Origin of the sequence: Streptomyces sp. NPDC089424, from assembly GCF_044749345.1 — a bacterium.
Classification (GTDB): Bacteria; Actinomycetota; Actinomycetes; order Streptomycetales; family Streptomycetaceae; genus Streptomyces.
The window spans coordinates 418,592-431,559 of record NZ_JBIVHU010000008.1 but is presented as its reverse complement, the minus strand read 5'-3'; the positions used below and the strand labels follow the sequence as shown (position 1 = coordinate 431,559).

At 74.5% G+C, this 12,968-nt stretch carries 12 protein-coding genes; 4 read left to right on the top strand and 8 right to left on the bottom strand.

What is annotated here, in order from left to right:
• Positions 1-165: 165 nt before the first annotated feature.
• On the bottom strand, positions 166-963 hold the full coding sequence (locus tag ACIP2X_RS30915; RefSeq protein WP_401679213.1) for a GntR family transcriptional regulator: 798 nt from the start codon (positions 961-963) through the stop codon (positions 166-168).
• A gap of 174 nt (positions 964-1,137) precedes the next feature.
• On the opposite strand from ACIP2X_RS30915, the gene ACIP2X_RS30910 reads away from it, so the two are divergent.
• A complete protein-coding gene (locus ACIP2X_RS30910; RefSeq protein ID WP_401679210.1) occupies positions 1,138-1,986 on the top strand; it encodes a (2Fe-2S)-binding protein in 849 nt (282 codons plus the stop codon).
• A 291-nt stretch (positions 1,987-2,277) separates the two neighbouring features.
• The gene (locus ACIP2X_RS30905; RefSeq protein WP_401679207.1) at positions 2,278-3,324 is read left to right on the top strand and encodes a DUF2637 domain-containing protein; all 1,047 of its coding nucleotides are present in this window, start codon (positions 2,278-2,280) and stop codon (positions 3,322-3,324) included.
• 55 nt (positions 3,325-3,379) lie between these two features.
• Here the strand turns inward: ACIP2X_RS30905 and ACIP2X_RS30900 are convergent, their stop codons facing one another.
• Positions 3,380-3,787: an ATP-binding protein gene (locus ACIP2X_RS30900; protein ID WP_401679204.1), complete on the bottom strand. Its 408-nt coding sequence runs from the start codon at positions 3,785-3,787 to the stop codon at positions 3,380-3,382.
• 393 nt (positions 3,788-4,180) lie between these two features.
• On the bottom strand, positions 4,181-4,798 hold the full coding sequence (locus tag ACIP2X_RS30895; RefSeq protein ID WP_401679202.1) for a hypothetical protein: 618 nt from the start codon (positions 4,796-4,798) through the stop codon (positions 4,181-4,183).
• Positions 4,799-5,016: 218 nt separating this feature from the next.
• Between ACIP2X_RS30895 and ACIP2X_RS30890 the strand changes: the two genes are divergently transcribed.
• Positions 5,017-6,156 (top strand): helix-turn-helix domain-containing protein, encoded by a 1,140-nt coding sequence (locus ACIP2X_RS30890; protein ID WP_401679199.1) that lies wholly within the window; start codon positions 5,017-5,019, stop codon positions 6,154-6,156.
• 17 nt (positions 6,157-6,173) lie between these two features.
• Here the strand turns inward: ACIP2X_RS30890 and ACIP2X_RS30885 are convergent, their stop codons facing one another.
• Both ACIP2X_RS30885 and ACIP2X_RS30880 read right to left on the bottom strand, forming a co-directional pair.
• Positions 6,174-7,916 carry a pyruvate dehydrogenase gene (locus ACIP2X_RS30885; protein WP_401679196.1) on the bottom strand — a complete coding sequence of 581 codons (1,743 nt, stop codon included), beginning with the start codon at positions 7,914-7,916 and terminating at the stop codon, positions 6,174-6,176.
• A 55-nt stretch (positions 7,917-7,971) separates the two neighbouring features.
• Positions 7,972-9,345 carry a protein phosphatase 2C domain-containing protein gene (locus ACIP2X_RS30880; protein ID WP_401679193.1) on the bottom strand — a complete coding sequence of 458 codons (1,374 nt, stop codon included), beginning with the start codon at positions 9,343-9,345 and terminating at the stop codon, positions 7,972-7,974.
• A gap of 401 nt (positions 9,346-9,746) precedes the next feature.
• Between ACIP2X_RS30880 and ACIP2X_RS30875 the strand changes: the two genes are divergently transcribed.
• The gene (locus ACIP2X_RS30875; protein ID WP_401679190.1) at positions 9,747-10,229 is read left to right on the top strand and encodes a DUF456 domain-containing protein; all 483 of its coding nucleotides are present in this window, start codon (positions 9,747-9,749) and stop codon (positions 10,227-10,229) included.
• 8 nt (positions 10,230-10,237) lie between these two features.
• On the opposite strand, the gene ACIP2X_RS30870 is transcribed toward ACIP2X_RS30875, so the two are convergent.
• From ACIP2X_RS30870 to ACIP2X_RS30860, 3 genes are read right to left on the bottom strand one after another with little or no spacing between them, the layout of a single operon-like run.
• Entirely contained in the window at positions 10,238-10,876 is a 639-nt protein-coding gene (locus ACIP2X_RS30870; protein WP_401679187.1) for a LysE family translocator, read from the bottom strand.
• A 41-nt stretch (positions 10,877-10,917) separates the two neighbouring features.
• Positions 10,918-11,454, bottom strand: a complete 537-nt coding sequence (locus ACIP2X_RS30865; RefSeq protein ID WP_401679184.1) for a methylated-DNA--[protein]-cysteine S-methyltransferase — start codon at positions 11,452-11,454, stop codon at positions 10,918-10,920.
• Entirely contained in the window at positions 11,451-12,845 is a 1,395-nt protein-coding gene (locus tag ACIP2X_RS30860; protein ID WP_401679181.1) for a DNA-3-methyladenine glycosylase 2 family protein, read from the bottom strand. The genes ACIP2X_RS30865 and ACIP2X_RS30860 overlap by 4 nt, the downstream gene beginning before the upstream one ends.
• Positions 12,846-12,968: the final 123 nt, after the last annotated feature.

The following is a 12,968-nucleotide window of genomic DNA, read 5'->3' as shown; positions in this document are numbered from 1 at the left end:
GGGGCGCGCCCCCCGGGGGGCCGGCCCCCCCCCCCCCCCCCCCGCCGGCCCCCCCCCCCCCCCCCCCCCCCCCCCCCCCCCCCCCCCCCCCCCCCCCCCCCCCCCCCCGACGAGACCCGCACCCCCCGCGCGACAGCAGCCCCCCACAGGCGCCGCACGACGCGACTAGCACCAGCGCGCGAAGTGCCCCTCCACGACCACCCGCACGGCGTCCAGATCCCGCAGCACCAGCGCGTCCACCAGAGCCGCGTGCTCGGCCGCGTCGGCGACCAGCTCCGTACGCGGCCGGGACGCCGTGACCAACGACCACTGCGCCCGCCGCTGCACGTCGTCGGCGACGCGCACCAACTGCTCGTTCCCCGCGAGCCCCAACACGGCCCGGTGGAACGCCCGATCGGCCTCCGCATACGTCACCCGGCACCCGGACGACGCCGCCCGCACCGTCGCCTCGGCCGACGGCCGCAGCTCGGCCCACCGCTCCACGGGCACCACCCGCGCCAGCCGCAGAATCACCGGCGCCTCGATCAGCCGCCGCACCTCGGCGAGTTCGGCCAGCTCACCCGCACCACGCACGACCACCCGAAAGCCCCGGTTGGGCACGACCTCGACCGCGCCCTCCGACGCCAGCTGCTGCATGGCCTCCCGCACGGGCGTCGCCGACACCCCGAAGCGCTCCCCCAACGCCGGCGCCGAGTACACCTCCCCGGGCCGCAGCTCCCCGCTGACCAGCGCGGCCCGCAACGCGTCCAGCACCTGCCCCCGCACGGACGCCCGCTGCACCACAGGCCGCATCGGCGCCTCGCCGTGCGTGTGCTCCCCCCGCACACCCCCACCGGCACCGCCAAGCTCACGCCCCCGGTCCACCTCAGCGGCACCCACAGCACCCACAGCACCCACACCCTGCCCCGGCACCCGCCCCCACGGCACCGCGGAACCGGCGAAGCCCTGCGCACCTCGCTCCACGGCTCACTCCTCCGGCTTCGGACGTGTCAGTACTTGGGGTCATTAACGGCGGCTTGTTACTCGTCCGTCAAGCACCTTAGGCGCTGAAGCGACGGGTTCCTATCCGCACCCCTTCGGGTAAGGTAAGCCTTACCTCTAAACGGCCCCAGACATCTGCGAATGGGTGGTCCCCGTATGCCCGTGCCCGCCTCGGCCACAGCAAGCGCGTACGCCCGCCTCGCGGAAGTCCTCCCCAGCATGGGCATCACCGAGCTGACCGTCGCGGAGCCCTTCCCCACCGGCCCCGGATGGATCACCAGCGACGCCCTCGCCGCAGGCGGCACCGCCCTCGACGCCTTCCTCGCCCACGACGACGCCCAGGTCGTGCGCGACTACGGCCAGCAGGCCCGCCCCGACGTGATCGCCAGTTTCGGCCTGCACCGCTACGCCTGGCCGGCCTGCCTGCTGATCACCGTGCCGTGGTTCCTCGGCCGCCGCGTCCCCCGCTACCCCGTGACGCATGTCTCGTACGACCGCGACGCCCCCGGATTCGACATGGGCCACCTCATGGTCCGCCCGCACGGCTTCGCCTGCCTCCCCGACGACCCCGCCGCGACCCTCCCGGGCGCCACGGTGGTGCCGGACGAGGAGGCGCTGCGCGCCGAGGTGCGCGCGGCCGTCGCCGAGCACCTCGAACCCGTCCTCGCCGCCTTCGGCCCCCGGATGCGCCGCCGCGGCCGCGCCCTGTGGGGCATGGCGACCGACGAGATCGTCGAGGGCCTGTGGTACGTCGCCCACCTCCTCGGCGAGGAGGACCGCGCGCGGAACGAGCTGGAGCTGCTGCTGCCCGGCGCGACCAAGCCGTACGCGGGCTCGGCCGCCTTCCGCGAGCTCACCGGCCCGGGCGGCGAGAAGCTGCCCACCCGCGACCGGGCCAGCTGCTGCATGTTCTACACCCTCCGCCCCGAGGACACCTGCGCCACCTGCCCGCGCACCTGCGACGCGGACCGCGTGACCAAACTGCTGGCCACGACGGCCGGCTGAGGCACCGTCACCCCGGCGCGTCCCGTAAGATCAACAGGACCGCCCACCCGCCCGCGGACTGGGCATTCACAACTCCCTCACGAGGAACGGCAACTTTCCGCCGCACCACTCGTACGGGTAGTCTTATTCGAACTCAACTCCCGCCCCTCACGCGGCAGTTCGAGCAGAACGCCGCCCCGGGCATCCCCTTGCACTTCTCTGGCGGCCTCTTGCCCCGAAACCCCCTGAGGGCCGGTGGGTTTGGGCCACCATGGCGGGCGTTACGCCCTATCCCAATGCAAGGGACCCCAGATGAGACTGACCGACATATCGCTGAATTGGCTGCTACCGAGCGCCGTACTGCTCGCGGGGATGCTGACGGCGGTTGCGGTGCTCCAGCGCGGCAAGCGTTCCGCGGGGAAGGACGCGAGCGCGGACGACTCGTGGGAGCGTATGGAGGAGCGCCGCAGGCGCAAGGAAGCCATATACGGCACCGCTTCCTACGTGCTCCTCTTCTGCTGCGCCGCGGTCGCCGCGGCGCTCTCCTTCAAGGGCCTCGTCGGCTTCGGCCAGCAGAACCTCGGCCTCACCGGCGGCTGGGAATACCTGGTGCCGTTCGGTCTCGACGGCGCGGCGATGTTCTGCTCGGTGCTCGCGGTGCGCGAGGCCAGCCACGGCGACGCGGCGCTCGGCTCCCGGATACTGGTGTGGACGTTCGCGGGCGCCGCGGCGTGGTTCAACTGGGTGCACGCCCCCCGGGGCCTCGGCCACGACGGCGCGCCCCACTTCTTCGCGGGCATGTCCCTGTCGGCGGCGGTCCTCTTCGACCGCGCCCTGAAGCAGACCCGCCGGGCCGCGCTGCGCGAGCAGGGCCTGATTCCGCGTCCGCTGCCGCAGATCCGCATCGTCCGCTGGCTGCGGGCGCCGCGTGAGACGTACAAGGCCTGGTCGCTGATGCTGCTGGAGGGCGTCCGCACCCTCGACGAGGCGGTCGACGAGGTGCGCGAGGACCAGCGGCAGAAGGAGCAGACGCGGCTGCGGCGGCGTGAGCAGGAGCGGCTGGAGCGGGCGCAGCTCAAGGCGATCAGCCGGGGCCACGGTCGCGGCTTCATCGGCCGCGGCGGCGGGCGTCCCGCCGAGCTGCCCGCGGTGGAGCAGAGCGCCGAGCGCGTGCCCGCGGAGCCTGCCATATCCACCGCGGAGCCGCTGCCGGTCCGCGCTCGGCCCTCCTTGCAGCCCGTGCGCACCGGTTCCGACCCGATCACGGTCGACCTCACCGCGGAGGACGACACCATGGCCCTCCCGCGCCTCGACTCCCTTGAGCGCAAGCTGAAGGACCTTGAGCAGCAGTTCGGTTAGGACCGCAGGGCACGGGACGGGGGTGCGGTCCGCCACGGACCGCACCCCGTGCCGTTCAGGCGGCGTCCGCGTCCGCCTCCAGTTCGAACCAGACCGACTTGCCCAGCTCGTGCGGCCGTACGCCCCACGCGTCCGCGAGGGACTCCACCAGCACCAGCCCCCTGCCGTGCGTGTTCTCGTCCGGCTCGGCCACCCGCACCCGCGGCCTGCGGGCCACGTAGTCCCGTACCTCCACCCGCAGCCCATGAGGGTCGAGGGTGGCTGTCAGGACCGCCTCGTCGCCGGTGTGGACGATCGCGTTGGTGACGAGTTCGCTCGTGAGCAGTTCCGCGATCTCCGCCCTGCCGGGCTGCCCCCAGTGCCGTAGCAGGTCGCGCAGCTCTCTGCGGGCCTCCGGGACCGCTCTCAGGTCCGCCCGCCCGAGTCTGCGCCGCAGTTGCGGCGCCCGTGCCTGCCTCTTCATGTCCCCCGCCTGCGTGCCGATGTCGGTTCCCCTCCTGCTCGAACACGTTCACGGAGATCCTTGCCCGATGGGCACCGAGGCAGTCATGTGGAATCGTCAACGACCGAGTGTTCGGCCACGGCGGCCTCCGCCCCGGCCGCCGCACGGGGGCGGCGCCCGCGCACAGGCCGCGCTCCGGGCCGGACCGGCTCGCCCCAACTGCCCATCCGGGGCTGCCGATCCGGTCGTAGCCGTGGAGCACGTGGGGCCGCCGGTTCTCGACGTCCGCCCGGCGGCCCGCCGTATCCGTGCGGCGGCGCGGCCGGCGAGACTGGCCGAATACGTACGGCAGGGCGGCCACCCTCCCCACCCCCGTGGGAGAGGGCGCCGCCGTCGCGCCCGGTGCGGGTGCGGTCAGTACAGCTTGTTGACCGCCGTGGTGGTGGTGCGCTTGAAGGCGGGGACCGGGGCATCGGAGAAGTCGCCCATCTGCGCCCAGTCCACGACGGTGACGGTCCGTCCGTCACGGCCCACCGACATCAGGCGGACGTCCGTGGCACCCCACGCGGTCCAGGTGTGCAGACCGTGCACATGGGCGCCCTCCTCGACCGCGACGGCGCCGTAGTCACGGTGCGCGGCGCCGATCTCCGGGTCCGCCTCCAGGCGGTCCGGGCAGGTGCGGATCTCCTCGTTCATGCGGTCGGCGAGGGCCTTGGCCTTGACCGCGCTGCCGGTGACGATGGTGAGCTGGCGGGCGCTGGTGTCGAGGTCGGTGCGGAACTCCCGGTAGCGGGAGTCGTAGCCCGGGAAGACGTCGGCGAGGCAGAGACCGAGTTCCAGCGGCACCCCGTCGGTGACCCTGCCCGCGGTCCAGGAGGACGAGGGGTGCGGGGGCAGTTGGGAGGCCGAGAGGAAGGCCGGCGAGGGCAGCGCCCGCGCTGCGGCGCCCGCCGGTGCGGCGAGGGTCGTGAGCGCGGTGAGTCCGGCGACGACGAGTGCGGTGAGCGCGCCGGCTCGGATGCGGTGGGACATGGGTCTCCCCCTGGAGGTGTCGTATGCGATGGAATCGTCGCGCGCCGCCTGGCGGTCGGGTCCGGCGGAAGCGGGGCGACACCCAGAGCATCGGCCGTACCGCCGGCCGCCCGCAACGGCCGGCGCGGCATCGGGCACGGTGGAACCATCCCAGCCCGGCTGACGTGCAGATATGTGAGTGCCTGGGATGGGGTCCCCGGGCCGGGACGGAGGGTGCGGTGCCGGCACACGACGACGTGGAGGAGTTCGCGGCGCTGCTGCGGGCGTTCAAGGCGCGCACCGACCGCAGTTACGGCTCGCTGGCCCGCCGTCTCGGCATGAACACCTCGACCCTGCACCGCTACTGCGCGGGCGAGGCGGTGCCGCTCGACTTCGCCCCCGTGGAACGCTTCGCCGCGCTGTGCGGCGCCTCGCCGGAGGAACGCCTGGACCTGCACCGCCACTGGCTCCTGGCCACCGCGGCTCGCCGCAAGGGACGCACGGCGCAATCGCCGCCGGCCACCACGCGGGGCGAGGCCCTCCCGGAGACTCCCCAGGGACCGGCCGCGCAGGAGCCCCGCAGGGAGCAGCCGCCCGCGCCGGCACCTCCGCGCGCAGCCGTCCGCCCCTGGTACCGGCACCGCCGCCTGGCCCTCGCCGCCGGGCTCGCCTCCGCCCTGGTCGTGGCGCTCGTGGCGCTGCGTCCGGGCGGTGGGGGCGGCGGGGAACAGGCGCGCTCGCCGCGCCCGATGGCGGTCACCGCTCCGCTCGCGTGGACCGCCGACTCGCAGGCGTGGTCGCTCGGCTGCGGTCACGACTACGTCATCCGCAGATCTCCGGACCGGGTGCCACCGCCCCCGGCCCCGCAGGACGCCGGGAGGTGGGCGGCGAGCCAGGACGCCGTGCACGGGCGGGAGACGAACATCCGTGTCTCCGTGCAGGGCAGGACGTCCACGGCCGTGGTCCTGGAGGCGCTGCGGGTCCGCGTGGTCGGCCGGGCCGATCCGGTGCCCGGCACGGCGTACGCCATGGACCAGGGCTGCGGTGGCGCGCTGACGCCCCGCCACTTCGCGGTGGACCTGGACGTCGACCGCCCGATCGCCCGCGCGATGCCCGGCAACGACGCGGGCGACCCGCTCCCGGCGGTGCGCATGCCCTACCGCGTCTCCGCCGAGGACCCGGAGGTGCTGCTGGTCAACGCCCGTACCGGGCGGTGCGACTGCGCGTGGTACCTGGAGCTGGACTGGTCCTCCCAGGGCCGGTCCGGCACGCTGCGCATCGACGACGACGGCCGCCCGTTCCGCACCACCGCCATCGAGGGCCTCCCCCGGTACGCCTACGACACGTCCGCGCGCCGCTGGACGCCCTACGTCGAGTAGGCGCCGGCGGACGGGCCTCAGGGCCGGGGCACGTTGCGGAGGTTGGAGCGGGCCAGCTGGAGCATGCGGCCGACGCCGCCGTCCAGGACGATCTTCGAGGCCGACAGGGCGAAGCCGGTGACCATCTCGGCCTTGATCTTCGGCGGGATGGAGAGCGCGTTGGGGTCGGTGACGACGTCCACCAGGGCGGGCCCCTTGTGACGGAAGGCGTCCCTGAGGGCGCCGGCGAGCTGCTTCGGCTTCTCGACGCGCACCCCGTAGGCACCGCAGGCGCGGGCGACGGCGGCGAAGTCGGGGTTGGTGTTGGTGGTGCCGTACGAGGGCAGGCCGGCCACCAGCATCTCCAGCTCGACCATGCCGAGCGCCGAGTTGTCGAACAGCACGACCTTCACCGGCAGGTCGTACTGCACCAGGGTCAGGAAGTCCCCCATCAGCATGGCGAACCCGCCGTCCCCCGACATCGACACGACCTGCCGGCCCGGGTCGGTGAACTGGGCGCCGATCGCCATCGGCAGGGCGTTCGCCATCGAGCCGTGGGAGAACGAACCGATGATGCGACGGCGGCCGTTGGGCGAGATGTAGCGGGCCGCCCAGACGTTGCACATGCCGGTGTCCACGGTGAACACGGCGTCCTCGTCGGCGAGTTCGTCCAGCACGGCCGCCACGTACTCGGGGTGGATCGGGACGTGCTTGTCGACCTTGCGGGTGTACGCCTTGACGACCCCCTCCAGCGCGTCCGCGTGCTTCTTGAGCATCTTGTCGAGGAAGCGCCGGTCCGTCTTGGTCCGCACCCGCGGGATGAGGCAGCGCAGCGTCTCGCGGACGTCGCCCCAGACGGCGAGGTCCAGCTTGGAGCGGCGCCCGAGGCGTTCGGGGCGGACGTCGACCTGGGCGATCCGCACGTCGTCGGGGAGGAAGGCGTTGTACGGGAAGTCGGTGCCCAGCAGGATCAGCAGGTCGCACTCGTGGGTGGCCTCGTAGGCGGCGCCGTAGCCGAGGAGTCCGCTCATCCCGACGTCGAACTTGTTGTCGTACTGGATCCACTCCTTGCCGCGCAGGGCGTGCCCGACCGGAGACTTGATCTTCTCCGCGAACTCCATCACCTCGGTGTGCGCCCCGGCGGTGCCGCTGCCGCAGAACAGGGTGACCTTGCCGGCCTCGTCGATGAGCTGGACGAGGCGGTCGATCTCGGCGTCGGCGGGCCGGACGCCGGGCCGGGAGGTGACGAGGGCGGACTCGGGCGCCCGGTCGGGTGCGGGCCGGTCGGCGATGTCGCCGGGCAGGGTGACGACGCTGACGCCGCCCTGGCCGATCGCGTGCTGGATGGCGGTCTGGAGCAGCCTCGGCATCTGCTGCGGGCTGGAGATCATCTCGCTGTAGTGGCTGCACTCCTGGAACAGCCGGTCGGGGTGGGTCTCCTGGAAGTAGCCGAGGCCGATCTCGCCGGACGGGATGTGCGAGGCGAGGGCGAGCACCGGCGCCATGGACCGGTGGGCGTCGAAGAGCCCGTTGATCAGGTGCAGGTTGCCGGGCCCGCAGGAGCCGGCGCAGGCCGTCAGTTTCCCGGTGATCTGCGCCTCGGCGCCGGCCGCGAAGGCGGCGGTCTCCTCGTGCCGGACGTGGATCCAGTCGACGGCGGGGTTGCGGCGGACCGCGTCGACGACCGGGTTGAGGCTGTCGCCGACGACGCCGTACAGGCGTTTGACTCCGGCGCGGGCGAGGATGTCGACGAACTGTTCGGCGACGTTCTGCTTGGCCATGGTTCGGTGCACCCCTTCGGCTCTCCTGGGGTCCATCAATCCACAGGGTTCGCCCTCACGCCTCCCACACGGCGGCCGCCGTACGGTCGTCGGCGTAGCCCTTCACCCGTACCTGGGTGTCGGCGAGAAAGGCGGCGAGCCCCGGCGGCTGCGGGGCGGCCCAGCGTTCCCGCAGGTGCGCGGGCAGCTCCGGTTCGCCGCGCAGCGGCTCCGCGAGGCCGCCCGTGCACATCAGGAGCGTGTCGCCCGGTCGGGCGACGGAGGCGCGGAAGCGGAAGGGTTCGCGGGGCGGCTCGGGGGCCGGCTCGTAGGGGCTCGGCGGGGTCGGTATGCCGAGGTCCATGGTGAGCCGGTCGCCCGCGACGGTCACCTCGGGCAGCGAGCCGAAGCCGAGGACGGGTGCGCCGGCGACCTCGCCGGGCTGCGGTTCGATGTCCTGCCAGGCGCCGTCGCGCAGCCGGAACAGGCCTCCGGCGCCGACGCCGAAGAAGACGCGCGTACGGCACCCGGGGTCGGCGGGCAGGAGCAGGCAGCGCAGGGTGGCGGCGTACTCGTCGGGCCGCAGGCCCTGTTCGGCGGCGCTGGCACGCAGTTTGCCGAGGCTGCGGTCGGTGAGGCGGTGCAGGCCGGACTTGAGGTCGCCGCGCCGGCCGGCGCGGATGTCCTCGGCGAGGCGCGCGTGGCTGCGCCCGACCGCCCGCCCTATCCACCGGCACACCTCGGCGGCCGCGCGGTGCGCCCCGGCGGTGGCGCGTGCGCCGGTGGCCATCGCGACCAGCACGAGCGCGGTGTCGCCGGTGCCGAACCGCGCGGTGAACAGGGCGTCGCGGCGGGGTTCGCCCCGGTAGCGCGCGGAGTCGCCCCGGACGGAGGCCGCGCGCAGGGTGCAGGCGCCGTAGTGCGCGCCGTCCAGCACGGTGTCGGCGACCAGGTCGCCGAGGTCGTCGGGGTCGGCGGGCGGCAGGGCGGTGGGTTCGGGCTCGTAGGTGGGCGGCCCGGAGCCGACGTGGTGCGGCGGAACGGGGGTGACGGGGGCCAGGCGCGGTGGTGCGGGCGGGGGCGGGATCGGCGGAGGCGGCTCCGCGAAGGTGGGGGCGGGGCGGCCGGTGACCGACGTGGTGGGGCCGGTGGGCGGGAGCGGCACGGAGGGGAGCGTCCCGCCCTCGCGCGGTCCGGGGACGGACGCGCCGGCGCGGGGTGGGTTCTGCGCGCCCTCGGCGCCGTCCCGCGCCGTTCGTGCGCCGTCGCCCGGCGCGGGTGAGCCCCCGAAGGGCTCCTGCGGTCCGGTCACGGCGTCCGCCGCCGAGGCGAAGCGGTCGTCGAGCGACTCGGGCGTGCGCGCGGGCCCCGTGTCGTCGCTGGTGTCGTCGTACAGCTGCCCCCACCAGTCGTCGGAGTGACCGGCGGGCCTTCCCCCCTGCTGGCTCATGCCCTCAATTGTCCACCGCACGGCCCGGTTGAAAACGGGGCGTCGGGAAATTGGCACGCGGCTCTCCGCCTGCGCACGGCGTGTCGGGGTGACGTGTCGTTCATGTGTCGGGGCGCGGAGTACGTCCTCCGGAGCCCGGCGTCCGCACAGGCGTGCGGGTGTACGGCAGAGGTCACCGGGCGACTCCACCCCCCACGGGAGAGCCGCCCGGCGACGTGAAACAGCCGGAGCCCGTCGGCGCCGGTGGCCCCACCCTGGCAGGGTTACGCACGGTACGGCCACGAGGTGCCGTGGCGCATATGCGCCGTGGCCTGTTTGCGCCACGTCCGGTGGGTCCGCCGGCCGGCCGCATCCGGCACCGGCGACCTGCGAGGTGCGCCGCGCTCCGGCAGGCTGGGCGGATGGGAGTGTGGCAGCTCCTGCTGGCGGGCCTGCTCATGCTCGCCGGCCTGTGCGGAGTGCTGGTGCCCGGCGTGCCCGGGTCGTGGCTGGTGTGGGCGGCGGTCATGTGGTGGGCGCTGCAGGACCCGGGGCCGGCCGCCTGGTACGTGCTGGTCGGCGCCACCGTCGCGCTGTTCCTGGCGCAGGTGGTGCGCTGGGCCCTGCCGCCCCGCAGGCCGCGCGAGAGCGACGCGACGCCGCGGCTGGCCGCCTGCGCGGGGCTGGGCTCCCTCGTCGGCTTCGTCGTCGTCCCGGTCGTCGGCGCGATCCCCGGCTTCATGGCCGGCATCTACCTCTGCGAACGCCTCCGGCTCGGCCGGCACGCCGAGGCCTGGGCCGCCGTACGCACGGCGATGCGCTCGGGCGGCTCCGGCGTGCTCGTGGAGCTGTTCACCTGTCAGCTGATCATGGCCGCCTGGCTGTGCGTGGTGATCCGGGGCTGACGGGTCGCTCAGTCCTTGCGGCCGGTCGCCGCGACGGTCACACCGAGGCCGATCATGGTCAGGCCGCCGGCTCCGCCGACGGCCGCGAGCCGCCCCGGGGACCGGGCGAACCAGTCCCGCGCGCCGGCCGCGGCCAGCCCCCAGACGCTGTCGCAGGCGACGGCGATGAGGTTGAAGACCAGTCCGAGCAGCAGCATCTGCGCGCTGACGTGCCCCTGCGCGCGGTCCACGAACTGGGGCAGCACGGCGGCGAAGAACACGATCGTCTTCGGGTTGGTCACCCCGACCGCGAACCCCTCCCACAGCGTGCGCAGCCCCCCGGGGCCGGGTTCCAGCCGGCCGAACGCCGCCCGCAGGGTGTGCCGTTGCCGTATCGCGCGGATGCCCAGGTGGATCAGGTAGGCGGCGCCGGCCAGCTTCAGCGCCAGGAAGACGGCGGCCGACCGCTCCACCACCGCGCCGACGCCGAACGCCACGGCGATCACGGCGGCGTAGGCCCCCAGCGTGTTGCCGACCACCGTGGTCAGCGCGGCGCGGCGCCCCTGCGCCAGGGCGCGCCCGACCACGAACAGGACACTCGGCCCGGGGACCACGATCAGCAGGAAGGACATGGCGGCGAAGGCCGCGAGTCGATCGGTCGACACCATGCCGCCCACGGAACCACGGGGGCGGCGGGCGCTTCAACGGGTTAACGGGCGGCGCCCGCCGGGGGCAGCACGCCCTCCAGCGTGAGCAGCCGCACCTTGCGCTCCAGGCCGCCCGCGTATCCGGTCAGCGCGCCGTCGGCGCCGATGATCCGGTGGCAGGGGCGGACCACGAGCAGCGGGTTGGCGCCGATCGCGCCGCCGACCGCCCGTACCGCGGCGCGCGGGGCGCCGATCCGCGCGGCGATCTCGCCGTACGTGGTGGTCGCGCCGTAGGGCAGCGAGTCGATGGCGTCCCACACCCGCTGCCGGAACGGCGTCCCCTCCGAGCGCCACCGCAGCCGGAACTCCTTCAGCTCCCCGGCGAAGTACGCGGCGAGCTGGTCCTCCGCCTCCCGGAAGAGCGCGGGGTCGCGGCGCCAGCCGTCCTGGACGGTCCGCCCGCCCTTCTGCCCGGGCACGGACAGGGAGGTGAGGGTGCCGGCCGGGTCGGCGGTGAGCAGCAGCTCGCCGAGAGGGCTGTCGACGGTGGTCCAGTAGGTCTCGGTCTCGGTCACGGGGACGGGGGTCGCGGTACTCACGGGAACTCCAACTCCCCTGCTGTGCGCAGGTGTTGTATGGCATACGAGCGCCAGGGGCGCCAGCTGTCGGGGATGTCCGCGCCCGGCGGGGCGACGTCGGGGTCGCCGAGGGCGCGGACGCGGATGCGGGCGACGGTGGGGGCGTCCAGACCGGGCAGGGCGAGCAGGGCGGCCTGCGCGTCCTCCCGGTCGGCGCCCGGGTCGAGACGTACGGCGCCGTCCGCGAGTGCCGTGGTGAGGGCGCCCAGAGCACCCTCCGGTTCGGCGCCCGCGAGGACGGCGGCCTCGGGGAAGACGTGGGTGAGGGTGCCGCAGGGCGCGTCGAGGGCCTTGCCGTAGCGCCGGACCAGCCCCTCCGCCGCCGCCCGCCCCACCAGCGCCCGTACCGCCAGTTCCTCGGGGTCGGCGGCGCCGGGCGAGCGCAGTCCGGGGCGGGCGGCGACCAGGGGGGCCAGCCGCGGATCGGCGCCGAGGCGCCCGTCGACGGCGTAGGGATCGGCGTCGAGGTCGAGCAGCCGCCGCAGCCGCTGCACGGCGGTGGTGAGGTCCCGCTGGTCGGTCAGGTGCATCCGGGCGTCCAGCCAGCCGCCCGGATGGGTGGCGGAGCCGGAGCTGCGGGTGCGCTCGTCGACGGCGACGATGCCCGTGCCGTACGGCAGCCGCAGCGTGCGCCGGTAGGTGCGCCGGCCGGGCGGCCCGCTCACCTCCTCGACGCCGGGCACGGCCTCGTACGCGAGCAGGTCGAAGACGGCACCCGCGTGGTAGGGGCCCCGGTGGGCGAGCCGCAGCGGGATCCCGGCGCTCGGACTGTCCGCCCGTCGGGCGGTACGTCCCCGGGGCGCCGCGGCCCGCAGTTCGCTCGGGGTGGAGGCGTACACCTCCCGCATGGTGTCGTTGAACTGGCGCACGCTGGCGAACCCGGCCGCGAAGGCGATCCGCGTGATGGGCAGGTCGGTGGTCTGGATCAGCACGCGCGCCGTGTGGGCGCGCTGGGCCCGGGCGAGGGCCACGGGCCCGGCGCCGAGCTCGGTGGTCAGCTGGCGCTGCACCTGCCGGGCGCTGTACCCGAGCCGGGTGGCGAGCCCGGCGACGCCCTCCCGGTCCACGACGCCGTCGCCGATCAGCCGCATGGCCCGGCCCACGACATCGGCCCGGACGTTCCACTCGGCCGATCCCGGCACGGCGTCCGGACGGCACCGCCGGCAGGCACGGAAGCCCGCTCCCTGCGCGGCGGCGGCCGTCGCGAAGAACCGCACGTTGGACCGCTTGGGTGTGACGGCGGGGCAGCTGGGCCGGCAGTAGATGCCGGTGGTCTCGACCGCGAAGAAGAACTCGCCGTCGAACCGGGCGTCCCTGCTGCGTACCGCCGCGTACCTGGTGTCTTCGTCCATCACACTGTCCAGTCTGCGCCCTGGGAAGAGGTGCGGCTGGCGGAATTCGGACACCCTGTTGCGTCCGCCCGGGTCATGTGCCAGGGCCTGTCCGGCAATGCGCGCCGTCGCCCGGAGGGCGGC